This is a genomic window from Aeromonas sp. RU39B, from assembly GCF_900156095.1.
Classification (GTDB): domain Bacteria; phylum Pseudomonadota; class Gammaproteobacteria; order Enterobacterales; family Aeromonadaceae; genus Aeromonas.
The window spans coordinates 187064-209939 of the sequence record NZ_FTMJ01000005.1 but is presented as its reverse complement, the minus strand read 5'-3'; the positions used below and the strand labels follow the sequence as shown (position 1 = coordinate 209939).

Sequence of the window (22876 nt, the reverse complement as noted above, 5' to 3'; positions counted from 1 at the left end):
CTATGCCCCATCCAACCACGTCCGCTTTTCATCCGTTTCCCTGGAAGGATGTCAGCTATGACTACCCGGCCGATGCGCTCAAGCAGCACTGGGCAAGGCTGCATCAGGGCGATTGCGAGCCCTGGCCGACCGATGACACCGTTCAGGAAGCCTGGCGCGCCTACCACGCCGGCGATTTTCAACGCGCGGTAGAGCTTGGCCTCAGTGCTGGCGACGAGGGGCTCAACGTCACGAACAAGGCGCTGCTGATCCACGCCTCGTATCTGATTGAAGAGCGCCAAGGCAAGCGCGATGCGTTCGAGCAAGCCGCCACTCAGGCCGAACGCCTGCAAAAAAGCCAGCCAAGCAATGCTAACGCCTGGTATTACCATGCGCTGGCGCTGGGACGCTACAGCCAGGTGATTTCGGTCTCCAAGGCACTTTCCCAAGGGTTGGGCGACAAGATCCGCGCCTCGCTGGAAAAGACGCTGGAGCTCTGCCCTGATCACGCCGAAGCCCATATTGCTTTTGGTGCCTGGCATGCGGAGATCCTCGACAAGCTCGGCAGCATGATTGGCGGGCTGACCTATGGCGCCAAGCGCGATGAAGCCGAGCGTCACTTTAACGCTGCGCTCGCATTGCTACCTGACTCTGCCATTGCCCGTATGGAGTACGCCAATGCCATGGTCATGATGCACGGTAAGGGTAAGATGCGCCAAGCTGAGGCGCTGTATGCCGAGGCCGTCCAGTGCAAGCCGGTGGATGCGATGGAGCGGCTCGATGTGGAGGCCGCCCGCGACGAGATTGCCGAAGATTGAGTGTGAGCATAATGACAGAGGGCCGGCAAATGCCGGCCCTTCTATGTTTATCTGCCTATCGGCGCGTTCAGATCTGCAGCTGCAGATAACGCTCCAGCTCATCAGGCGCACGCAACAGATCAACCGGCTCCATCAACACCAACAGCAGCAATTGCTCAAACTCCTGCACAAAGCGGCTGACGATGCGCTCGGGATCGGGCACCCGCTTCTTGTCGGTGATAAGGCCAATTTGCACTTTGCCGGCGTAAGAGAGGATGGAGACGCCGACGCCAATGTCGCCGGCCTGCGGCACCCAAAACAGCGGCTGACGTAGCCGCGCCCCCGCTAGATAGAGCTCTTGCTGCGGCCCAGGCACATTGGTGATCACCATACTCGCCTTGCTAGAGAGGAGATCGACCACCTGTTGCTGCACGGTTTTAGGCGCCAGGCCAATGGCTTCGAGCAAGGTGAGCACGACAGCCGGTTGACAGGAATTTTTCAGAGCCAGCATGCGCTCGCGCACCGTGTAGAGACGCTGCAGGGGATTTTCTACCTCCACCGGTAGATCCAGTGCCACCAGCCCAAAGCGGTTGCCAAGCTTGCCACTGTCATCGGGGCCGCGCATGTTGACCGGCACCAAGGATCGGATATCAATCCCATCGACCTCGTCGCCCTTCTCTTCGAGATAGCCGCGAAACGCGCCAGTAGCGGCGGCCAGCAGCAGATCATTGACCGAGCAGCCGAGCACCTGCCCCACCGCCTTCACATCCGGCAGCGGGATTTGCTCCGACCAGGCTACGCGCTTGGTACTGCCAATCTCCCCTTTAAAGCGGGTGTTACTGTCATCTGGCAGCGTGGCGATATGGCATAGCTCGCTGGCCACATCCGTGCCGGTTTTGAGGTAATCCACCGCCTTGCCCGGGTGCGAGATCACGTCGAGATAACGTGCCCAAAGATTACCAGTGAGCTTAAGACCCATCTTGAGCAACCGGCTACCCGAGTGATCATGAGCGTGTTCTTCTTCCTGCTCTGGGAGTGGGCGCATGGCCACGCCCGGTTTGTCGTCCATCATGGTCAGCATGGCGCGGATCAGGGAAAAGCCATCGCCCATGGCGTGATGAAAACGCATCACCAGTGCCTGTCCGCCCAGCGCCGTATCGACCAGGTGCATCTCCCACAGTGGACGCTGATGGTTAAGCGGTGTCGAGGCAAAATCGGCCACCAGCCGCTCCAACTCGTTCTGACCGGCCTGGCCCGGCAAAATGACGCGTTTGAGGTGTTGGTCGAGGTCAAAATCGGGGTCATCACGCCAGACATAGCCACTACCTTCGGCGCAGGCGCGCTGGCGAAAGCGGGGTTTCAGGGCGATGGTATGCAGTAAATTGCCGCGCAGATGCGCTTCATCGAGTTGCCCATCAAACATCAACACGCCGACAATCTGCATCAGATTATTCGGTCGATCCATGCGCAGCCATGCCGTATCAACACAGGAAATATATTCACACAACGGCATTTGCCTCTCTCCCGCCAGATTAAAACGCGATGGCATTAAAGCCATCTTATAAAATACATTGTCAGGCTATGTTTAAAATTTCATGGAATATAGATGCTGACATCAACGTAGGAATCTATATATCGGCATAATCCATTCCAATGAGAATGGATTGTATTTTGTGGATACTGTTGCCATACCATTAATGAATAAAACCTTAACCTGTCATAAATGACAGGCTATGCCCATGATTTAACCCGCAGCACACGGCAACCATTGGTCAATATATTCGTGGATCTCTTGCTCAAGCACTTGTCTAACCGGTAATAACATCAGACCGAGATGGACGTTGAGAAAAAGAGTCTTATCGTCCAGTTGCAAGACGCCACGAACGCCTGCGCCGCGAAAGGTAAGTTCAGTGTTGCTCTCCCATTCGTAGTCGAGTGCAAAACGCTCATCCATGTCCGCTGCAATCGCTTCGGCAGCCAGGCGCGCCGCCGCCAACCCCAGGTGGTGGCGCCGCTCAATCTCGATAGTGGCCAAGTCGGGATTCAAGGCAGAGGAGAAAAACATGATGGTGATACTCAAATGGTGTCGGCATTGGTTGATAGTATGCACAGCGCGGTAACAAGTGAATAGATGATGCAACATAAGTGAGAGTTGCCTAGCAAAGCTGCGGTGTCGGATGAGATTTTTTGTGATTTCTGCCGCGTACTGACCTTTGTCGCATTAAAATGAAAGGGGACTATCCCCCATCCTTAAGATCCGGCTCTGCTGATGCACCCGATCTGCTGTATAGGACACTCTATGACGACGATGCTGCCACCTTCCCTCCTCGCCGACAGTCCGCCTCAGGCTCGCCTGCACCACTATTTGCAGCAAGTCAGCACGCTGCGTGAGACGCTGCGAGCGCACCCGGATGATGCCAAGGCGCGTGATGCCCTGCGCACTTGGCAAGCCGAGCGGTTGGGGCGCACTCATCAGGATCTGATGCAAAGTAAACGCTATGGCCCTGCCGCCCACTTTTTTTTAACCGATCTTTATGAGCCCGGCGACAGCGGCCGACGCGATGCGGATCTGCTCAAGTTGCTCCCCACCGCCGAGCGATTGTTGCCAGAGTCAGGACTGGAGGTGCTGGCCAAGGCCATCGAGCTTGATGCACTCTCAGAAGCCCTCGATTACCAGATGCTGCAAACCCTCAAGGGGCAGACGATGAGTGCTGAGCGCTACGCCAAGGCCTACCGTGACGTTGGGCAACGCGCGCTGCGTGAGCGACAAATTGAGCTGGTGGGAGAGCTTGGTCATGTGCTGGATCGCCTGTCACGCAAACCCTTCTTGGGTACGACGCTCAAGCTTATCTCCGGACCCGCCCATCTGGCTGGCATGGGCGATCTGTTCTCGTTTGTCGAACGAGGTTATCAGGTATGCCGTCACATGGGACGCGCCGAGGAGTTCCTGTCGCTGATAGATAGCCGCGAGCGCGCCATCATGCAGGCGCTCATGATGGGGGATGCCAGCATACTGGATGGCATGTTGGAACTGCGTTTCGGATAACGGCTGTTCGCCAAGAGACAAGCGGGTCACTTTAGGGTACATTTCTCCCACTGCTTCAAGGTGTTCTGCAACCGGATGAGTGAGCCACACCGCATTATCGCCTGCCCGGCCTGTGATCTGCTGATTGAGCGCAAGACGCTGCCCCTGAGACGACACGCTCACTGTCCGCGTTGTCGCCAGCATTTGTATGGTCGCTATTCATTTCGCCCTTCCCAACTGATGGCGCTGACCATCACCGGTTTTCTGCTGTTGCCCAGTGCCCTGTTTGAACCTTTGCTCTATTTGCGCCTGGGCGGTGTCGATTCTGCGGCCAGTGTACTGTCCGGCATTGGCATCCTCTATGGTGAGCAGGAGCCCTGGGTCGCAACCCTGGTGCTGTGGTGCGCCGTGATTGCCCCTACCGGTCTGTTGCTTGGACTATTTACACTGGCATCGGGGCTGGCTAAACGCTGGCATCTGCTGCCCTGGGTGTTGCGGGCCGTCGAGGTGTGCCGTCACTGGGCCATGCTCGAGGTCTATCTGGTGAGTTTTCTGGTAGCACTGTTCAAACTGGTGGATATTGCCGAAACCCGGCTCGGTGGCGGACTGTTCAGTCTGGGCCTTTTGATGCTGCTCAATCTGATTTTACTGATCCTCTTTGATCCGGCTCCATTTTGGGAGAAGGTCAACGTTCAGGGAGCGGGTAATGCAAAGCGCCCGTGATGCCGGGCTTTGCCGCTGTCATACTTGTGGCTTGCTGGTGCGCTACGAGTCAGGGGCCTGCTGCCCGCGTTGTCACGCCACCTTGCATCCGCGCATTGCCAACTCGCTGGCCTGGACCTGGGGCCTGCTCGCCATGGCGACCTTTATGTTGCTGCCGGCCAACTTGCTGCCTATCACCCTTTTGTATAACAAGGGGAACCTGCAGGCAGACACCATCTTTAGCGGCATTCAGTCGCTTATTCGCAGCCATATGAGTGGCATTGCCTGCATCGTGTTTGTGGCCAGTATCGTGGTGCCCATTCTCAAGATCCTGGGGCTCGGCTGGATTTGCTGGCAGTTGCAACGCCCTCGCCCGCTGCGGCGCAAGCAGCAGCTGGTGATGTATCGCATCATTGATCTTATCGGCCGCTGGTCGATGCTGGATCTGTTTGTCATCTCGTTGATGGTGGCGCTGGTGGATAACGGCACACTGCTCAATGTCAGTGCCGGCCCGGGAGCGACTGCCTTTGCCGGTGTCGTGGTGTTGACCATGCTGTCGGCACGAAAACTCGATACCCGTCTGTTGTGGGATAAGGCCGCCAAACCGGTGGCATCAAGTAAGGAGTGAGTATGATTGGGGCCGAGCCCGTCGTCCGTCGTCGTCGCCTGATATCGCCCGTCTGGCTGCTGCCTGCCCTGGCTCTGCTGCTGGCGATAGGGTTTCTCTACCAGCAATATCAGCAGGCGGGCCAGCTTATCCATATCAACTTCGAGCAAGGTAACGGCATTTTGCCGGGCAAGACCCAACTGCGCTATCAAGGGGTATCGATCGGGATGGTGACCGATCTTAATCTGGCACAAGACGGCCGCCGGGTGGCGGTCACCGTCAAGGTCGAGCGTCAGGCGATGCCCTTGGTGCGCAAAGGTTCCCAATTCTGGCTGGTCAGCCCCAAGGCATCGCTCACTGAAATCTCCGGCCTCGATACCTTGGTGTCGGGGAACTACATCGCCTTGATGCCGGGGCGTGACGGGGCGCCGGCCGTCGATCGCTTTGATGCGCTCGACGGCCCGCCACCCGGCTGGCAGGCACAAGGGCGCATTGTCCACCTGCAGAGCGATACCCTGGGCAGCGTTGGAAATGGCACCAAGGTCTACTACCGCGGTCTTGAAGTGGGCAGCGTTATCAATACCCGTCTTGCCGATGACGACACCCATGTTCGCCTCGATGTGATGATCGATACCCGTTTCGCCCATCTGGTGCGTGACAGCAGCCGCTTCTGGAGTACCGGCGGGGTGCGCGGCTCTCTGGGGGCCGATGGCCTCAAAGTCGAGGTGGGCAATTTGGCCAGCGTGCTCGGCGGCGGCATCACCTTTGATGCTCCGACGGACGCCAAACCGGCAGACGTTGATACACTCTTCTCACTTTATCCGAACATGGCAGCGGCCGAGCGCGGTCATCGCATTAACCTCAATGTGGGTGAGTTGCCGGTGCGCGAAGGGATGTCGATCGTTTTTGATGGCATTGAAATCGGTCGGGTACTGCCCATCACACTGGATAAGTCGGGTCGCCATGTGGCGGCTTTGATAGCCGATGAGCAGCGTTTTCGGATCACCAGCAACAGCGTGCTGGTGATGGAGGGGGTCGATCTCTCCCTCTCCGGTATCCAGCATGCCGAGCGGCTGTTAAGCGGTCCGGTATTGCGACTGGAAAGCCGCGGCGGTGCGCCTGTTGATGAGCTCAAGGTGGTCAGCCATGCGCCGCGTGCCGGGGTGACGGTCACGCTGGCAGCGGCCGATCTCTCTGGTCTTAAGGAAGGGGCGCCGGTGTGGTTTAAAGGGCTAAGCGTCGGTCAGGTGGACGCGCTCAAGCTCTCGGCGCGCGGTGAGGCGTCGGTACAACTGCTGATGTATGAGCCCTATCGCAATCTGCTGCAGGGGGCTCGTTTCTACAAGCGCTCGCCCCTGTCGGTCAAAGCCGATCTCTCCGGTGTTCAGGTTGACACGGCGCCGGCCTCTGGCTGGATTGATGGCGGCATCAGCCTGCTGACCCAGACCGGCTCGCGCATGGATACCCTGTTCCCCAGCGAAGAGCTGGCTCGTCTGGCGCGCCCTGGCAACCAGCCACTGCGCTGGACACTCACGGCCCAACAAGCCGATGGGCTGGCAGTTGGCGCGCCGCTGCTTTATCGCGGTCTGGAGGCCGGTCGTATTACCGAGCTCTCTCCCGCCACTGACGGGGTGAGCATTGCCCTTGAGATCAACGCCCTCTATGCCCCCCTGATTGGCGAACATACCCGCTTCTGGCGCTTGCCGGCAGTGGATGCCCAGCTGGGCGCCGATGGGGTCAAGGTGCGCATGGGCAATCTTGCCAACCTGCTGCGCGGTGGGATTGAGTTTGCCAATGATCCGCAGGCGCTGCGCAGTAACCGCCAGCTGTTTGCCGATCGCAAAGAGGCTACCACCCCAAGTCGTGAATTGCTGCTGACCAGTGACAGCAACCCGGGCCTTGGCGACGGGGCGCCGCTGCGTTATCGCGGCGTCACCATTGGCAAGGTGGTGGCCGTGACGCTAAGTAAAGGGCTTGATCAGGTGCAGATCAAGGCGCAGCTCGATGAGCCTTACGCCGCTTCGTTTCTGCGCCGTGGCGCCGGGTATCAGTTGGTGCTGGCCAAGCTCGGCCTCTCTGGCGTGAATCACCTCGATACCCTGATAAAGGGCCCTTACATTGAGGCAACACCCGGCACGGGTGCCGCTATCCAGCGCTTTGCCCTGCAATCGGGCCCGGCCAATGGACTGGATCTGGTGCTGACCAGCCATGAGCTCAACGGGGTCAGTGTTGGGACTCCCATCCTGTTTCGTAAAGTGGTGGTGGGTGAAGTGGCCGCCGTAGAGCTGGCCGCTGACGGCAGCGAAGTGCAAACCCGTATCACCATCGCCCCGCGTTATGCTCATCTGGTGCGAAGCGGCAGCCGCTTTTGGAATGTTTCCGGTCTTAAAGCCGATGTGGGGCTCACCGGTGGCACCATTGAAGTGGCAACGATCCAAAGCCTGCTCGCCGGTGGTATCGCGTTTAATACCCCAGATAAAGAGCCCGGCGCGCTGGTGCGCAGCGGCCAGCGCTTTGTGCTCAATAGCGAGCCACAAAAGGAGTGGCAAGCCTGGGACCCGACGCTTAAGCCCTGAAAGGCCACGCGCGATGTTGCAGCCCGGTGTGATACCGGGCTGCGTCTTTTTGAGGGGGGGAGTCTGTGCTAAAATCTTGCGCCTTTTCCTTATCATGACAGAGCCCAAGCGTGCATCAGAACAGCTATATCCCCGACGCGTTCCTCGCTCATATTGCCGGCATCTTGCCCTCTCACCTCTCGCTTGACGAGTTTGTCGCCTGCTGCCGTCGGCCCCTGCGCCGCAGTATCCGGGTCAATACCCTCAAGATCACGGTGGCAGCGTTTATCGAGCGGATGCAGGCGCGTGGCTGGCAGCTTGATCCGGTGCCCTGGTGTGACACCGGCTTCTGGCTGACTCGACCAGCTGACGATACTGTGCCGCTTGGCAACACCGCCGAGCACCTGGCCGGGCTGTTCTACATTCAGGAAGCGAGCTCGATGATGCCGGTCACGGCGCTGTTTGCTGCCAACGGCATTGAACAGGCTGAGATGGTGCTCGATGGCGCCGCCGCGCCGGGTTCGAAAACCACTCAGATGGCTGCGTTGATGGGCAATCGCGGCATGCTGATTGCCAACGAATTTTCTGCAAGCCGCATCAAGGGGCTCTTTTCCAATATCCAGCGCTGCGGCGTGACCAACGTGGCGCTGACGCACTTCGATGCGCGCGTTTTTGGCCAGTGGTTGCCCGAGACCTTTGATGCGATCCTGCTTGACGCTCCCTGCTCGGGTGAAGGCACCATTCGTAAAGACGAGGATGCCCTGCGTAACTGGAGCATCGCGAGCATCAACGAGATCGCCGCGACCCAAAAAGCCCTGCTTGAAAGCGCATTTCACGCACTCAAACCGGGCGGCGTGATGGTCTACTCCACCTGCACCCTGAGCCATCAGGAGAATCAGGATGTCTGCGCGTTTTTGCGCGAACGTTTTGGTGATGCCCTAAGTGTTGAACCACTTGGCGATCTCTTCCCGGGCGCCAGCGAATCCTGCACCCCTGAGGGCTATCTGCATATCTGGCCGCAGATCTACGATAGCGAAGGCTTTTTCGTGGCGCGCCTTCGCAAACACACGAGCGTTCCCAACACCATGTTCAAGCCGGGCAAGCTGGGGAAATTTCCGTTTACACCGCTTGCCGCGCGCGATGCTGAGTTACTTCGGCACGATATTACCACCCAGTTTGGGGTGACCATGGCGGGCGAACTCTATGGCCGCGAGGGGGAGATCTGGCTCTTCCCTACCCCGCTTTCGCAGGTGATGGGCAAAATCCGCTTTGACCGGATTGGTATCAAGCTGGCCGAAACATTCAAGAAGGGCTATCGCCTGACCCACGAATGGGCGCTGGCCTTTGGTGACAGGGCCAATCGCCAAGTGGTCGAGCTCGATGTGGCGCTGGCCCGCGAGTTTATGATGGGCCGTGATGTTCGCCCTGACGCCGAGAGCGGCCAAGGGGAAGTGGTGGTTCGGTATCAGGGTTACACCCTGGGGATCGGCAAGTGGGTCGGTAACCGGATCAAAAACAGTCTGCCGCGCGATCTGGTGCGAGATGGGAACCTGTTCGAATCCTGAAATTAGCACTCTGTTTCAGGAAAAGTGCAAAAAGTGGCAATCACAAGCGTGCTGACTATGCTTGCACTATTGGACCAACGCTTCCCCACTCCCGGTTAGCGCACGGCTCTGCAAAGAGCCAATTCCCCTATACCAGGTACATGGACTTCGTACCTGGTTTTTTTTGCCTGCCGCTAGGTCACCTTCGCTCATCACCGCACTCCTGTGCATAAAGCAGATCGATGGCCTGCTCGATCAGCGAGGCTTGTGAATCTTCCAGCCTGGCAGTGAGCTCCGCCAGCCGATCACCATGGCGGCGGCTGATCCAGCACTGCAAACGGGTATGGGTCTCTTGTTTACGCCGCACATGATCGCGCTGTCGCTCGGCGTTATCTTTTACCTCAGCCTTCTCAGCTCCAGCCAAGAGCAGTTCAATATCTAAATACGACACGCGTTATCTCTCACACTTAACAGCGACCGACTCAATCGTTTAGTCATCCTGGCCGACGTGAGTCATTGTTCGGGTAATCTTCGTGATAGTCATACCCAAGTGGCCGTTTTATTTCAATAAGTTAAAATCGTATTTAACATAAAAAATTGCGTTACGAAAAACGGCGAACAACCTTGTAGCGGATGTTTCGCCAGCAGTATCGATCCGCTGCCCGCTCATGTCGGCCGATATTGTAAAGATGGCTTCGCCTGTGCGCCATATTGCGCCCTGCTCCTTGCACCAAAAAGATCGCTCACGATAAAATGACTACATACTCATTTATTTGCTGGGCATGGACTGATGGCAAGACCACGTAGTGAAGATAAACAGATTGCCCTGTTGGAAGCGGCCACCGAGGTGATCGCAGAGCTGGGACTTGGCGCCCCCACCGCGCTCATTGCCAAACGTGCCGGTGTGGCCGAGGGGACCCTGTTTCGCTATTTCGCGACCAAGGATGTGCTGCTCAACGAGGTGTATCTCTATCAATGTCGCAAGGCGCATTCCTGCTCGGGCCAACCCTGGGACCCCGCCCTGCCCCTTGAAACGCGAATGCGTCGATTGTGGAATGACTGGATTGACTGGGGCATTGCCAATCCGGGTGCGTTCAGTGCCATGGCGCAGTTGGAGGTTTCTGACAAACTGACCCCGGAAGCGGAAAGTGAAGCTTGGCAACTGTGCGGTGACTCTCAGCAGGTGTTTGAAACGATCCGCTATGACGGGTTACCGGGCGCGCTGTCGGGTGAGTTTTTCAATGCGGTATCGACAGCGATAGCCCAAGCTACCATCCATTTTGCTATTGAGCATCCACAGCATGCGGATGCCTGCAAACGGACAGCGTTTGATATCACCTGGGGTCAGGTGGGTAAGGAAGCAGAAACAGTGAGGAAATAATCCTCACTTTTTGCAATAAAATGAGTGATTACTCAGGCTATTTTGTGCGACACTCGCGGTGAACCACTCACTACGTCCACCTTGTTATGCTACGCATCACCAAAATAGCTCTTCCATTGATTGCCCTGCTCGGAGTCAGCGCCATGGCCATCTCGCTTTTGTTTGATAAAACGCCGCAAATAGATCCCACGCTCGCCGTGGCCAGCCACTTTCATGACGGGAAATTCCACAACACCACGCCGGTGCGCGGGATGGGTCTGTGGGAGGGGTTGGCATCGATGCCAAAATTTTTCTTCGGTAAGTCCCCGCAAGCTGAGCCTGATCATCCGGTGGATGTTCTCCCGCTGACGGAAGGCGAACTTGCCAATGCACCGGATGCCAGCTTGTGGCGCCTTGGTCACTCCACCGTGCTTATCAAACTGGAAGGCAAATTCTGGCTGACCGATCCGGTATTTGCCGAACGCGCCTCCCCCTTCTCCTTTATCGGGCCAAAGCGCTTTTCCGCGCCAGTGATTGCCCTTGACCAATTGCCGGCTATCGAGGCGGTGATTCTTTCACACGATCATTACGACCACCTGGATAAAAACACAGTGATGGCGATTGCGCACAAGGTGAACCACTTTGTGACTCCGCTTGGTGTAGGTGAGCGCTTGATTGGTTGGGGAATTGATCGCCACAAGGTACAGCAACTGGATTGGTGGCAGGCGTTTGAGATTGGCGATGTTCGCCTGATAGCAACCCCTTCTCGTCACTTTTCCGGCCGCAGCCTCAGCGATCGTGATCGCACCCTGTGGTCATCCTGGGTGATGGTTGCACCCACATACCGGATCTTTTTTGGTGGTGACAGCGGTTATTTCGATGGGTTTAAGCAAATCGGGGATCGCTTCGGGCCCTTTGACGTCACTCTGATTGAGAATGGCGCTTACGATCCGGCGTGGGCCGATATCCATATGCAGCCGGAAGAGACGGTGCAAGCACACCTCGATCTGCGTGGTAAATGGCTGGTTCCGATCCACAATGGTACGTTTGACCTGGCTATGCATGCCTGGACCGAGCCGATGGAGCGCATTGCCACGCTTGCCAAGCAGCGCCATGTCGAGATCAGTACGCCGCGTTTTGGTGAGCGCCTTTCTATCAGCGAGCCGATGCAAGGTATCGCGTGGTGGCATGATCTGCCAGCCAGCGAGACATCACAGCTCAGTCACAACGTGACGTCAAAGATTGTACTCAAGCAGGGATAATCCTCACTATCCAATGGCCCCATCTTGGGGCCTTGTTGAGGGCGGCGTTTAAAGCAGACCGCTCATCGCATGCTCATCAAACCGGTTGGCCATGTCGAAATACTCCTGCAGGGTGCGGATATCCTTGTGGCGGGTCACTTCAATGATCTTGTTTAAGGGTTTGCCGGCAGTGACCGCCGAAGTGATAAAACCGCGGCGCAAACTATGGCCACTGACACTGAGATCAAGCTGCGCTTCTTCAGTGCGGCGTTTAATCATCAGATTGATACCCTGCGGACCCAAGCCATCGGCGCGCAGCTCTCCCCAGCGGCCGATGCGACGAAACAGCGGCCCTTGGCGAAGTCCGCTGGCAGCAAGCCAGGATTGCAGGGCGCGGATCGGGCAATGGACTTGTCCTGGCACCAGGGCTATTTCGCTATCATGCAGTTGATGTTTGCTGGGTTTGATGCGCAGCAAGATACCGCGAGCGGTTGTCTGCAGATCATCCACTGTGAGTCTGGCCGCTTCCGAGCGGCGCAATGCCCCACCAAACATCAGCAGCAACAAGGCGTAGTCCCGTAACCCTACCAGCTCTTGGGTGTTGATGCGCTCGAGCACAGCAGTGAGCGGGGTATGGGTCAGTGCGCCGGTTTTAACCTTGCGGGTATCACCGAGACGGACAATACCGCGCATCATCTCGCGAATATCCGGGTGCTCGGTGGGAAGCGGCGTGATCCCTTTTTGGGTAAAGGCGTAGCGAATTCCGGCCAGGCGCCGCACCAGCGTCGCCGGTTTGCGCGGCGCACCGCTTTGTAACTCCCCTCGGCTTTTTCCCCGATCCAGCCAGACCCACTGCGCCAGCACGCCATCGGCCTGATCGGCGAGAAAATTCATGATATCAAGGTGAGTGGCACGCAGCGGCTCGAGTTGTTGTAGCTGGCACCAGGCGACAAAGATACGGGTGTCAGCCTCGTAGGCGTTAAGGGTGGTTTCGGCTTTGGCACTGCGTAAAAAGCGACGTGCCCGGCTATTGAGCCCCTCATCGAACACGCTCTGAAGCTGGCTGGATCCCGCTCTTCCCTTTTGTGGATATTGCACAGGTAACTGACTGTTTTTATTGGTAGATGAAACGATCCTACCGGATCAACAGGGAAGATCAACTAACCATAATGAATATTATCGCTACTTGATAAGGGGTGTTTTTAAAACGTTTTTATTAGCACCGAGCACAGGCTCACAACTCATCATGATCCAATGAGGCTCGTTAGAGATAACGCATTGAGGATTGTATTTTTCTGCGTGAAAAGCCCCACATCATTACGCAACAGCTTGAGCATTCAGACGGCCAAAAAAGAAAAAGCCGCTGAACTGCAGCGGCTTGGTATAGCGGATTCCCTGTTTGGTTTAACGCTTGGCCAAACTAAAGAGATCAAAGAAATTGCGAGTCGTGATGTCAGCAAGCTCAGAGAGGGAGACATGTTTTAAGTCGGCCACAAACTGGGCAACATCACGAACGAATGCGGGCTCGTTTTCTTTACCACGATGGGGGATCGGCGCGAGATAGGGCGAGTCGGTTTCAACCAGCAAGCGTTCGAGCGGCAAATGCCTGACCACCGCTTGCAGAGCCGATGCATTGCGAAACGTCACAATGCCAGAGATCGAGATATAAAAACCCATCGCCATGGCAGCCTGCGCCATTTCGAGTGATTCGGTAAAGCAGTGCAGCACCCCACCGACCTGCTCAGCCCCCTCTTCGGCCATGATCCGCAGCGTATCGACCTGGGCATCACGGGTATGGATGATAAGCGGTTTGCCCAGCTCGCGCGCAACCCGGATATGCTCCCGAAACGAAGCTTGCTGGGTGCTTTTATTCTCAGGCGAGTAGTAGTAATCAAGCCCGGTTTCACCGATGGCCACCACCCGGTTATTGCTCGCAAGCTCGCGCAGCAACGCGGCATCCACCACCGGCTCCTGATTGAGCGGATGTACACCGCAGGAGGCAAACACATTGGTAAACGGCGCGATGGCGGTCATCATCTCGGGGAACTGCTGCAAGGTCACGCTGACCGAGAGGAAATAGCCGATATCACGGGCGTGCGCCGCCGCCAGCACGCTGGCCATATCAACTTGCTTGTCACCGTAGCTCAGGCGATCAAGGTGGCAGTGGGAATCAACCAACATCATAAATAGACGCTCAAGGTTACAGCCAGCGGGAGAGCCACTGCTGAATATGGATGGAAGGATTGACCAGTTGGCCCGGCTGGCAACGCTCACGCAGCGCCACCAGATCCCGTTGACTGTCTAGCAGTTGTTCGCAGCTGCACAGCTCGGCCAACTCATGGAGTTGGCTGTCAAGATCCGGCATCGCTAACTGGGACACGCCGCAACCGGCCTGGCACTTGAGCACGTCGTTGATAAGCAGTTGCAGCCAGGGAATGGTGTGCTCAAGATCAGTCGCCATCGCCGAGGCCACCTCGGGCAGGCGGGTTGGCTCGCGGCGCAATGACACCACCGCCTCAAGCAGGGTGCGGCGCATGGCATCACTCCCCTCCTCCAGATACGCCTTGACCCGCAGCGGCGCTCCTTGGCAGAGGCGAACCTGACTCGGCGTAGCCATGATCCCCTGGCCTTGCAGCCAGGAGAGCGTCACCTCTTCGGCCGGTTGCAAACAGTGGTGCTTGTTACAGCGGCTGAGAATGGTTGGCAACAGGCGCGAGGCCTGGCTGGTCAATAGCACAATCAGGCTATTACCGGGCGGCTCTTCAAGGGTTTTAAGCAGTGCATTGGCGGCCGCCTCGGTCATTCGCTCGGCCTGCTCAACGATCAGCACCTTGCCAAGGCCGAGCTGAGCACTCTCGTTTAGGCGCCTGCACACCTCGCGCACCGGATCGACACCGATGCTTTTTCCTTCGCGGCCAATCCGGTTGAAATCGGGGTGATGGCTTTTATCGAGCAACTGGCAAGCGTGGCACTGGCCGCAGGCACCGTCTGCCGTGGGATGCTGACACAGATGCAGCGCCGCCAGCGCATCGGCCAGTTGCTCTTTGCCAAGCCCGTCATCACCGAGTAGCAGCCAGGCATGACCGAGGCGCCCAGCGTGTGCCACGTCGAGGAGTGTCTGCCAATCGCGCCTTAGCCAGGGATACATAGGTGCTGTTCCAGTGCCTGCTCGATGGCAGATTTAACCTCATCAGGTGACTGGCTGGCATCAATCACCGCAATGGCGGGATCACCACTGGCCAGTGAGAGATAACGCGCTCGCGTTTTTTCAAAGAACGGGAGTTGCTCCTGCTCAATGCGGTCCAGCTCGCCGCGATGACGGGCGCGGGTCAAACCCAGCGACGGGTCGATATCGAGATAGAGGGTCAGGTCAGGTTTGAACTCACCGAGCACGGCGTGCTTGATGCGGCTGATAAGCTCAGCCGGAATGCCGCGGCCCCCACCCTGATAGGCTTGCGATGAGAGATCATGACGATCACCGACTACCCAGGCGCCGCGCGCCAACGCTGGTTTGATACGGTTGGCAACCAGTTGCACCCGGGCGGCATACATCAGCAGCAACTCCGCTTCGACGGTGAGCGGCTCGCTGTGGTTTTCTTTGACGATGGCGCGCATTCGCTCGGCCAGCGGTGTGCCACCCGGCTCACGGGTACACTCGATGTCGGTGATACCGTGCCCGGCCAGCCACTCGGTGACGTAGCGCACTGCAGAACTCTTACCGGCTCCTTCGAGCCCTTCGATGACGATAAATTTGGACATCAGGGTTTCTTCAAAATGTATTCGCGCACGGCGCGGTTATGCTCCGGAAGCGATTTGGAGAAATAGTGCTCACCGCCACCTTTCGCCACGAAATAGAGATAATCGCTGCTTTCTGGCTGCAAGGCGGCTTCGATAGCGGCCTTACTCGGCATCGCAATCGGAGTGGGTGGCAAACCATCGATCACATAGGTGTTGTACGGATTGTTATCGGTCAGATCGGCTTTACGAATATTGCCGTCATAGCGATCTTTCACTCCGTAGATCACGGTCGGATCGGTTTGCAATTTCATGCCAAGACGCAGCCGGTTGATAAACACCGACGCAATGCGCGGACGCTCTTCGGGTTTGCCGGTCTCTTTTTCGATGATAGACGCCATCACCAGCGCTTCATAAGGCGTCTTGTAGGGCAGATTATCCTGACGCTTGCGCCACTGCTCGTCCAGAAAACGAGTCATGTCCTGATGGGCGCGGCGCAAAATGGCCAGATCGGTACTGTGGGTGGTGTAGGCGTACGTCTCTGGCAAGAACCATCCTTCCAGATGACCCCCTTCCACCCCCAACTCTTTGGCAAGATCGTCTTCGTTCAGATCACCCATGACTCGCTCAAGATAAGGCGCACTTTCCAGTTGCTTGCGCCAATCTTCAAAGCGGGAGCCTTCGACGAAGGTCAGGTGGAACAGATACTCTTTGCCCGAGGCAAACAGTGCTAGCGTCTGTGCCAGTGGCGTTTTCTCTTTGACCTCGTAGGTGCCAGTTTTGATCTGGGCGAGCTCCGGATGACTTCTCAGCCACAAGCGCACGGCCCATCCCGGCAACGGCTCAGCAGCAAGAGACTCGACCAAGCGGGCGGCGGTATCGCCCTTTTCGACAGTAAAGAGACCGGTGGGGCCCTTGGTCAGCGCCCGGTCAATCTCTGCTACCTCGCGGTAGGCATAACCGACACCGACCAGCGTGGCCAACACCACGACAGCGGCTACCTGTTTGAGTCGCCTAGACTTCAATTCGTAAACGCTCCTGTAATTGGCGTATCAGTTCTCGATGCGGGTAGCTGGTTTGCTCGATGCGGCGAACCGGCACCAGCCCCATCAGGGCGTTGGTCAACCAGACCTCTTGTGCCTGCCACAACGATTCAAGTGGTGCCTCCACTACCCGCAGTTCAATACCCATCTGTTTTAGCTCGTCCATGACCCAGTGCCGCATCACGCCGGTGACGCCACTGTGGCTAAGGTCCGGTGTAAACACAATGCGTTCGCGACGCCAAAACAGATTGGCACTGACCCCTTCAACCAGCACGTTACGGGTGTTAAGCACTACCCCTTCGACTGCCTGACGGGTTTCAAGTTCCCGCTTGAGCAGCACTTGCTCGAGCCGGTTCAGGGTTTTCAAGCCCGCCAGCATCGGTTGCTCCCCCAGTCGCTGACGACACACCACAAGATCGATCCCCTCCTCCTGCCACTGCAAGTAATGAACAGGATAAGCGGAGAGCGTCAGCACCCAGCGCGGGCTATCGCAACCGGCCGGCGAATATCCGCGCCCGCCCGAGCCACGGGTGACCATCAGCTTGGCGCAGCCAACATCGATTCCGGTGATGGCCGCATCGACACTGGCTCGTAGTCCATCCCAGTCGGGGGCTACCATGCCAAGACGCTGACAGGCCTGTTGCAAGCGGGCCAGGTGACGAGGCCACAGCACGATGCGGCCATTGACTACCTGCATGGTGGTAAAGTGCCCATCGCCATAGGCCAGCCCGCGATCCATCAGATCGATGACCGTCTGTTGCACGCCGTTGACCAGACTCATGCCACCTCCATCGTGGGTTACATGGGACAAAAAAGCCCGATACCAGGGTATCGGGCTTTTCGCATCACGCCCTGGGGCGATTATACGCGCTTGAAGATCAGCGAGCCATTAGTGCCGCCAAAACCAAAGGAGTTGGACAACGCATACTCAAAGCTGCCCTTCTTGGCAACGTGGGGAACCAGATCCAGGTCGCACTCATCATCCGGGTTGTCCAGGTTGATGGTCGGCGGCGCAATCTGATCACGCAGGGCCAGCACGGTGATGATAGCTTCAATGGCACCAGCCGCACCGAGCAGGTGACCGGTCATCGATTTGGTGGAGCTCACCATCACTGACTTGGCATGCTCGCCCAGCACTTTTTTGACGCCACGCAGCTCAGCTACGTCACCGAGCGGGGTGGAAGTACCGTGCGCGTTAATGTAACCGATGGCGGAGACATCAATACCGGCATCCTTGATAGCGGCCTGCATGGCGCGGGCTGCGCCACTGCCGTCATCCGGCGGAGCGGTCATGTGGTGGGCATCGCCACTCATACCAAAACCGACCAGCTCGGCATAAATCTTGGCACCGCGCGCCTTGGCGTGTTCGTACTCTTCCAGCACCAGTACACCGGCGCCGTCACCCAGCACGAAACCGTCGCGCTCCTTGTCCCACGGACGGCTGGCCTTTTGCGGCTCGTCGTTTCGGGTCGAGAGTGCTTTGGCTGCCGCAAAGCCGCCCATGCCCATCGGGGTGGAGGCTTTTTCGGCGCCGCCAGCGACCATCACGTCCGCATCACCATAGGCGATCATGCGGGCGGCCATGCCAATGGCATGGGTACCGGTGGTGCAGGCAGTGGTCACCGCAATGTTCGGACCCTGGATCCCCTTCATGATGGAGAGATGGCCAGCCACCATGTTGATGATGGTTGAGGGCACAAAGAAGGGGCTGATCTTGCGGGCGCCGCCCTTGGTCAGGCTTTCATGGTTTGTTTCAATCAGACCGAGGCCGCCAATGCCAGAGCCGATGGCCACACCGATACGCTCGGCGTTGCGCTCGTCAATGCTTAGGTTGGCATCATCGATGGCCTGCAGGCCAGCGGCAACCCCGTATTGAATGAACAGATCCATTTTGCGGGCGTCTTTACGATTGATGCCATAGTGTTCGGCATCGAAATCTTTGACCAGACCGGCAAAACGGGTGGGAAAATCGGTGGTATCGAAGTGTTCGATGGGGCCAATGCCACTTTGACCCTGGAGCAGGGCTTGCCAGCTGGCTTCAGCATTGTTGCCTACCGGGGAAAGCATGCCCAGGCCGGTCACCACGACTCTGCGTTTTGACACTGAGGTAGTCTCCGAGAGGAAGGGGTAAAGCGAGATAGAAGAAGCGGCCCTTGGGCCGCTTCTCGCAACGCAGGAACTGGATTAGTCCTGGTTGGCGTTGATGTAGTCGATAGCCGCTTGAACAGTGGTGATCTTCTCGGCTTCTTCATCAGGAATTTCGGTATCGAATTCTTCTTCCAGGGCCATTACCAGCTCAACGGTGTCCAGGGAGTCAGCGCCCAGATCGTCGACGAAGGAAGCGCTGTTTTTGACGTCTTCTTCTTTAACGCCCAGCTGCTCGACGATGATTTTCTTTACGCGTTCTTCGATGTTGCTCATGACCTGAATTTTCCTTTAAAAATACGCAATTGCGTCTGGTTGCAGTAGTTTATTCAATTGCCGTGAGTTTGCAAGCCACTTGCCTCTGGTCAAACCACGAAAATGCACGAACGTGGTCGTATGATCGCAAATTTGAGCAGAACTCACGACAAATTGGTTACACCATGTACATCCCGCCGTTAACATGCAGGGTTTCGCCGGTGATATAGGCAGCATCACTGGACGCCAAGAACACGACAGCGGCAGCGATCTCTTTCGGATCGCCCAAGCGGGCTGCCGGAACCTGGTTCATGATCCCGGCGCGTTGATCCTCGTTGAGGGCGCGGGTCATATCGGTCTCGATAAAGCCGGGAGCCACTGCGTTGACAGTGATCCCGCGAGAGGCCACTTCACGGGCCAGGGATTTGGTGAAGCCCACCAGACCAGCCTTGGCCGCCGCGTAGTTGGTCTGACCGGCGTTGCCCATGGTACCCACCACAGACCCAATGCTGATGATGCGACCATACCGTTTTTTCATCATGGCTCGCAACACTGGCTTGCTCAGGCGATACAGAGATGTGAGGTTGGTCTCGATGATGTCGGACCACTCATCCTCTTTCATGCGCATCAGCAGGTTATCGCGGGTAATGCCAGCGTTGTTGATGAGGATGTCCACGTCCCCAAAACGCTCCTTGATGGTGGCCAGCACCTGTTCAACGGAAGCGACGTCGGTGACGTTGAGTGCCAGACCACAGCCGCGCTCGCCCAGGTAGGCGCTGATCGCATCAGCACCGCTTTCGCTGGTGGCAGTCCCCACCACCTTGGCGCCACGCTCGGCAAAAGTCTCGGCAATGGCACGGCCGATGCCACGGCTAGCGCCGGTGACCAGAACGACCTTGTCAGTAAAACTCATCTCGTTACTCCTGCTTAGTTAACCTTGGCCAGTGCCGCGTCAAACGAGGCTGAGTCGTTGGCATGGATGCCTTCGACACGCTCATCACAGCGCTTGGCAAGACCGGTCAGCACTTTGCCCGGTCCCATTTCAATCTCGAGGGTAATACCGGCATCGGCCATGGCGACCACAGTTTCGCTCCAGCGCACCGGGCTGTAGAGCTGACGTACCAGCGCTTGCTTGATAGCAGCCGGATCGGTTTCACGGGCGACATCAACGTTGTTGATCACGCTGATGACCGGGGGCTTGATCTCAATGTTCTCAAGCGCCGCCGCCAGCTTGTCAGCCGCAGGCTTCATCAGGGAGCAGTGTGACGGCACCGAGACCGGCAGCGGCAGCGCACGCTTGGCGCCAGAGGCCTTCATCAGTACATTGGCACGCTCAACGGCTTCCTTGTGACCGGCGATCACCACCTGGCCCGGCGAGTTGAAGTTGACCGGAGAGACCACTTGGCCTTCGGCAGCCAGCTCACAGTTAGCGGCAATGCTGTCGTTATCCAGACCGATGATGGCGGCCATGGCGCCAGTACCGGCCGGAACGGCTTCCTGCATGGCCAGACCGCGCAGCTCAACGAGCTTAACCGCATCGGTAAAATCGAGGGCGCCGCTGCAGACCAGTGCAGAGTATTCACCCAAGCTGTGACCAGCCATCACGGTCGGCTGCTTGCCGCCTTGGGCTTGCCACAGACGCCACAGGGCAACCGAGGCAGTCAGCAGTGCCGGTTGGGTACGCCAGGTTTTACCCAGCTCTTCGGCCGGACCTTGCGAAACCAGTTCAAACAGATCGTAACCCAGTGCCGCGCTGGCCTCGGCAAAGGTCTCTTTCACAATCGGGTGTTGCTCGGCCAGCTCAGCCAGCATGCCGACCGATTGGGAACCTTGTCCCGGGAAAGCAATCGCAAATTGAGTCATGTCACACTCCTAGCAAAGAGGAAATCGAATACCAAATCAGAAGCGAACCAGAGCAGAGCCCCAGGCAAACCCGCCACCAAAGGCCTCCAGCAGCACCAGATGCCCACGCTGGATGCGGCCATCGCGCACCCCTTCATCAAGGGCAATCGGTACCGATGCCGCGGAGGTGTTGCCGTGCTTATCGAGGGTCAACACCACCTTATCGAGCCCCATGCCAAGCTTCTTGGCGGTCGCGCTGATAATGCGGAAATTAGCCTGGTGCGGCACCAGCCAATCGAGCTCGGAGGGTTCGATGCCCGCGGCCGCCAGGGTTTCGGTCACGATCTCGCTCAGGCGCGTGACCGCAACCTTGAACACATCGTTACCCTTCATATACATGTAGGCTTCCATCTCGGCACCACTCATACCACGGCGCGGTTGCGGCAGCTTGAGCAAGTCGCCATAACGGCCATCGGCATGCAGATGGGTGGCGATCACGCCTTGGGTGTCGGATGCACCCAGTACCACGGCCCCTGCCCCGTCACCAAAGATGATGATGGTGCTGCGATCGTGGGGATCGCACATGCGCGAGAGAACATCAGCGCCAACCACCAGAACATGGCGGGCCGCACCGGATTTGATGAACTGATCGGCAACAGAGAAGGCATAGGTGAAGCCGGCACAGGCGGCGGCCACGTCAAAGGCCGGAATGCCGGTCACCCCCAGCATGGCCTGCAGCTCGCAGGCCGCAGCCGGGAAGGCATTTTCGGCACTGGTGGTAGCCAGCACAATCAGGTCAAGATCGGCGGCGGTCAGTCCTGCGGCGTCCAGCGCGCGCAAGGCGGCCTTGTAACCCAGGCTGGCAACACTTTCACCTTCATCGGCAATGCGTCGCTCGCGAATTCCGGTACGCTCTACAATCCACTCGTCACTGGTTTCCACCATCTGTTCGAGGTCGGCATTGGTCCGTACCGAGGCAGGCAAATAGCTGCCGGTTCCCAGAATTTTGCTGTGCATAGATGTGCTTATTGATCCCTGTCGGAGAGGACAGTTTCCAGACGATCGGCTATCTGGGCCGGAAGTTGTGCCGTAGCTTCTTCCGCCGCCAGCAGGATCGCATGACATAGGGCGCGCTCGGTGGCGCTGCCGTGACTTTTTACCACAATACCGCGCAATCCTAACAGACTTGCGCCGTTGTACTGGTCGGGGTTCAGGTGTGAAAAACGTCGTTTGAGCACAAATGAGGCGATTTGGCCAAGAATAGTGCGTTTATCGCCCCCCATTCCCAACATGGCTGCCATCATTCGGGCGACCCCTTCCGCCGTTTTCAGCGCCACATTACCGACAAAGCCGTCACAGACAATCACGTCGGCCTTACCAGTGAAGAGCTCGTTGCCCTCCACGAAGCCCACAAAATTGAGCGCCGGACACTGCGCGAGCAGCTCGGCACTGTGACGAACCAGATCGTTGCCCTTGATCTCCTCCTCCCCCACGTTGAGCAAGGCCACGCGTGGAGAGGCAATCTTCTCTACCCGCTCGGCCACCACGGACCCCATCACCGCAAATTGCAGCAGGGTGTCGGCATCGCAGCTGACGTTTGCGCCAAGATCAAGCAGGTAGGTTCGTTTGCCATCACGGGTCGGCAACCCTTTGATAAGGGCAGGACGATCGACACCCGGCAGGGATTTGAGAAAGCACTTGGCCATCGCCATCAGCGCACCGGTGTTACCGGCACTGACGCAGGCCATCGCCTCCCCGGACTTGACCAGGTCGAGCACGATACGCATGGAGGAGTCTTTGAGATGGCGCACGGCATGAATGGGCTTGTCCCCCATTCCCACCACCTGACTGGCGTGCAGCAGGCGTACACGCGGATGAGAAAGCAGCCCGTGCTGGCGCAACAGAGGCTCACAACGAGGCAGGTCGCCCACCATCAGCAAAGAGAGCTGCGGCAAAAGCGACAGTGCCTGCACGGAGGCAGGCACTGTAACCGGGGGGCCGTTGTCTCCCCCCATCATGTCTAACGCAACAGTCAGCGCAGACAAA

Annotated in this window: 23 protein-coding genes; 8 read left to right on the top strand and 15 right to left on the bottom strand. The window is 57.8% G+C overall.

What is annotated here, in order from left to right; genetic code table 11:
- The first annotated feature begins 2 nt into the window (after positions 1 to 2).
- Positions 3 to 797: a tetratricopeptide repeat protein gene (locus tag BW958_RS09835; RefSeq protein ID WP_076575553.1), complete on the top strand. Its 795-nt coding sequence runs from the start codon at positions 3 to 5 to the stop codon at positions 795 to 797.
- 67 nt (positions 798 to 864) lie between these two features.
- On the opposite strand, the gene BW958_RS09830 is transcribed toward BW958_RS09835, so the two are convergent.
- Positions 865 to 2289, bottom strand: coding sequence for a WS/DGAT/MGAT family O-acyltransferase (locus BW958_RS09830; RefSeq protein ID WP_076575552.1), 1425 nt, complete (start codon positions 2287 to 2289; stop codon positions 865 to 867).
- 231 nt (positions 2290 to 2520) lie between these two features.
- Positions 2521 to 2841 carry a polyhydroxyalkanoic acid system family protein gene (locus BW958_RS09825; RefSeq protein ID WP_076575551.1) on the bottom strand — a complete coding sequence of 107 codons (321 nt, stop codon included), beginning with the start codon at positions 2839 to 2841 and terminating at the stop codon, positions 2521 to 2523.
- A 243-nt stretch (positions 2842 to 3084) separates the two neighbouring features.
- Between BW958_RS09825 and BW958_RS09820 the strand changes: the two genes are divergently transcribed.
- The 5 genes from BW958_RS09820 to rsmF all read left to right on the top strand — a co-directional run bounded on the left by BW958_RS09820 (position 3085) and on the right by rsmF (position 9230).
- On the top strand, positions 3085 to 3822 hold the full coding sequence (locus BW958_RS09820; protein ID WP_076575575.1) for a DUF8198 family protein: 738 nt from the start codon (positions 3085 to 3087) through the stop codon (positions 3820 to 3822).
- A gap of 75 nt (positions 3823 to 3897) precedes the next feature.
- Positions 3898 to 4524 (top strand): paraquat-inducible protein A, encoded by a 627-nt coding sequence (locus tag BW958_RS09815; RefSeq protein WP_076575550.1) that lies wholly within the window; start codon positions 3898 to 3900, stop codon positions 4522 to 4524.
- Positions 4508 to 5131, top strand: coding sequence for a paraquat-inducible protein A (locus BW958_RS09810; RefSeq protein ID WP_076575549.1), 624 nt, complete (start codon positions 4508 to 4510; stop codon positions 5129 to 5131). The genes BW958_RS09815 and BW958_RS09810 overlap by 17 nt, the downstream gene beginning before the upstream one ends.
- A gap of 2 nt (positions 5132 to 5133) precedes the next feature.
- Positions 5134 to 7686: an MlaD family protein gene (locus BW958_RS09805; RefSeq protein ID WP_076575548.1), complete on the top strand. Its 2553-nt coding sequence runs from the start codon at positions 5134 to 5136 to the stop codon at positions 7684 to 7686.
- Positions 7687 to 7796: 110 nt separating this feature from the next.
- Positions 7797 to 9230 (top strand): 16S rRNA (cytosine(1407)-C(5))-methyltransferase RsmF, encoded by a 1434-nt coding sequence (gene rsmF, locus BW958_RS09800; RefSeq protein WP_076575547.1) that lies wholly within the window; start codon positions 7797 to 7799, stop codon positions 9228 to 9230.
- Between the two features lie 178 nt (positions 9231 to 9408).
- On the opposite strand, the gene BW958_RS09795 is transcribed toward rsmF, so the two are convergent.
- Entirely contained in the window at positions 9409 to 9633 is a 225-nt protein-coding gene (locus BW958_RS09795; protein WP_083687306.1) for a RepB family protein, read from the bottom strand.
- A gap of 366 nt (positions 9634 to 9999) precedes the next feature.
- Between BW958_RS09795 and BW958_RS09790 the strand changes: the two genes are divergently transcribed.
- Both BW958_RS09790 and BW958_RS09785 read left to right on the top strand, forming a co-directional pair.
- Positions 10000 to 10590, top strand: a complete 591-nt coding sequence (locus BW958_RS09790) for a TetR/AcrR family transcriptional regulator (protein ID WP_076575546.1) — start codon at positions 10000 to 10002, stop codon at positions 10588 to 10590.
- 143 nt (positions 10591 to 10733) lie between these two features.
- A complete protein-coding gene (locus tag BW958_RS09785) occupies positions 10734 to 11831 on the top strand; it encodes an MBL fold metallo-hydrolase (protein ID WP_076575545.1) in 1098 nt (365 codons plus the stop codon).
- Between the two features lie 48 nt (positions 11832 to 11879).
- Here BW958_RS09785 and BW958_RS09780 read toward each other — a convergent pair whose 3' ends face one another.
- From BW958_RS09780 to plsX, 12 genes are all read right to left on the bottom strand, one after another.
- Positions 11880 to 12908: a site-specific integrase gene (locus BW958_RS09780; protein WP_083687300.1), complete on the bottom strand. Its 1029-nt coding sequence runs from the start codon at positions 12906 to 12908 to the stop codon at positions 11880 to 11882.
- A gap of 306 nt (positions 12909 to 13214) precedes the next feature.
- Positions 13215 to 13994, bottom strand: a complete 780-nt coding sequence (locus BW958_RS09775; RefSeq protein ID WP_076575543.1) for a TatD family hydrolase — start codon at positions 13992 to 13994, stop codon at positions 13215 to 13217.
- A gap of 16 nt (positions 13995 to 14010) precedes the next feature.
- Positions 14011 to 14958, bottom strand: a complete 948-nt coding sequence (holB, locus tag BW958_RS09770) for a DNA polymerase III subunit delta' (RefSeq protein WP_076575542.1) — start codon at positions 14956 to 14958, stop codon at positions 14011 to 14013.
- Positions 14943 to 15569, bottom strand: a complete 627-nt coding sequence (gene tmk / locus BW958_RS09765) for a dTMP kinase (RefSeq protein WP_076575541.1) — start codon at positions 15567 to 15569, stop codon at positions 14943 to 14945. The genes holB and tmk overlap by 16 nt, the downstream gene beginning before the upstream one ends.
- Positions 15569 to 16570: an endolytic transglycosylase MltG gene (mltG, locus tag BW958_RS09760; RefSeq protein ID WP_083687299.1), complete on the bottom strand. Its 1002-nt coding sequence runs from the start codon at positions 16568 to 16570 to the stop codon at positions 15569 to 15571. Before mltG ends, tmk begins: the two co-directional genes overlap by 1 nt.
- On the bottom strand, positions 16560 to 17369 hold the full coding sequence (gene pabC / locus BW958_RS09755) for an aminodeoxychorismate lyase (RefSeq protein WP_076575539.1): 810 nt from the start codon (positions 17367 to 17369) through the stop codon (positions 16560 to 16562). The genes mltG and pabC overlap by 11 nt, the downstream gene beginning before the upstream one ends.
- Before the next feature lie 80 nt (positions 17370 to 17449).
- Positions 17450 to 18691, bottom strand: coding sequence for a beta-ketoacyl-ACP synthase II (gene fabF / locus BW958_RS09750; protein WP_076575538.1), 1242 nt, complete (start codon positions 18689 to 18691; stop codon positions 17450 to 17452).
- Between the two features lie 81 nt (positions 18692 to 18772).
- On the bottom strand, positions 18773 to 19009 hold the full coding sequence (gene acpP, locus BW958_RS09745; protein WP_076575537.1) for an acyl carrier protein: 237 nt from the start codon (positions 19007 to 19009) through the stop codon (positions 18773 to 18775).
- A gap of 157 nt (positions 19010 to 19166) precedes the next feature.
- Positions 19167 to 19901 carry a 3-oxoacyl-ACP reductase FabG gene (gene fabG, locus BW958_RS09740; RefSeq protein WP_076575536.1) on the bottom strand — a complete coding sequence of 245 codons (735 nt, stop codon included), beginning with the start codon at positions 19899 to 19901 and terminating at the stop codon, positions 19167 to 19169.
- Between the two features lie 14 nt (positions 19902 to 19915).
- The gene (fabD, locus tag BW958_RS09735; RefSeq protein ID WP_076575535.1) at positions 19916 to 20851 is read right to left on the bottom strand and encodes an ACP S-malonyltransferase; all 936 of its coding nucleotides are present in this window, start codon (positions 20849 to 20851) and stop codon (positions 19916 to 19918) included.
- Positions 20852 to 20887: 36 nt separating this feature from the next.
- On the bottom strand, positions 20888 to 21847 hold the full coding sequence (locus tag BW958_RS09730) for a beta-ketoacyl-ACP synthase III (protein WP_076575534.1): 960 nt from the start codon (positions 21845 to 21847) through the stop codon (positions 20888 to 20890).
- A gap of 8 nt (positions 21848 to 21855) precedes the next feature.
- Complete coding sequence (gene plsX / locus BW958_RS09725) at positions 21856 to 22875, bottom strand: phosphate acyltransferase PlsX (protein WP_076575533.1); 1020 nt, start codon at positions 22873 to 22875, stop codon at positions 21856 to 21858.
- Position 22876 lies beyond the last annotated feature (1 nt).

Coding starts and splice junctions, on each gene's coding strand:
- BW958_RS09835 (WP_076575553.1), top strand. CDS start 3: ATGCCCCATCCAACCACGTCCGCTTTTCATCCGTTTCCCTGGAAGGAT.
- BW958_RS09830 (WP_076575552.1), bottom strand. CDS start 2,289: ATGCCGTTGTGTGAATATATTTCCTGTGTTGATACGGCATGGCTGCGC.
- BW958_RS09825 (WP_076575551.1), bottom strand. CDS start 2,841: ATGTTTTTCTCCTCTGCCTTGAATCCCGACTTGGCCACTATCGAGATT.
- BW958_RS09820 (WP_076575575.1), top strand. CDS start 3,085: ATGCTGCCACCTTCCCTCCTCGCCGACAGTCCGCCTCAGGCTCGCCTG.
- BW958_RS09815 (WP_076575550.1), top strand. CDS start 3,898: ATGAGTGAGCCACACCGCATTATCGCCTGCCCGGCCTGTGATCTGCTG.
- BW958_RS09810 (WP_076575549.1), top strand. CDS start 4,508: ATGCAAAGCGCCCGTGATGCCGGGCTTTGCCGCTGTCATACTTGTGGC.
- BW958_RS09805 (WP_076575548.1), top strand. CDS start 5,134: ATGATTGGGGCCGAGCCCGTCGTCCGTCGTCGTCGCCTGATATCGCCC.
- BW958_RS09790 (WP_076575546.1), top strand. CDS start 10,000: ATGGCAAGACCACGTAGTGAAGATAAACAGATTGCCCTGTTGGAAGCG.
- BW958_RS09785 (WP_076575545.1), top strand. CDS start 10,734: ATGGCCATCTCGCTTTTGTTTGATAAAACGCCGCAAATAGATCCCACG.
- BW958_RS09775 (WP_076575543.1), bottom strand. CDS start 13,994: ATGATGTTGGTTGATTCCCACTGCCACCTTGATCGCCTGAGCTACGGT.
- holB (WP_076575542.1), bottom strand. CDS start 14,958: ATGTATCCCTGGCTAAGGCGCGATTGGCAGACACTCCTCGACGTGGCA.
- tmk (WP_076575541.1), bottom strand. CDS start 15,569: ATGTCCAAATTTATCGTCATCGAAGGGCTCGAAGGAGCCGGTAAGAGT.
- pabC (WP_076575539.1), bottom strand. CDS start 17,369: ATGAGTCTGGTCAACGGCGTGCAACAGACGGTCATCGATCTGATGGAT.
- acpP (WP_076575537.1), bottom strand. CDS start 19,009: ATGAGCAACATCGAAGAACGCGTAAAGAAAATCATCGTCGAGCAGCTG.
- fabG (WP_076575536.1), bottom strand. CDS start 19,901: ATGAGTTTTACTGACAAGGTCGTTCTGGTCACCGGCGCTAGCCGTGGC.
- fabD (WP_076575535.1), bottom strand. CDS start 20,851: ATGACTCAATTTGCGATTGCTTTCCCGGGACAAGGTTCCCAATCGGTC.
- BW958_RS09730 (WP_076575534.1), bottom strand. CDS start 21,847: ATGCACAGCAAAATTCTGGGAACCGGCAGCTATTTGCCTGCCTCGGTA.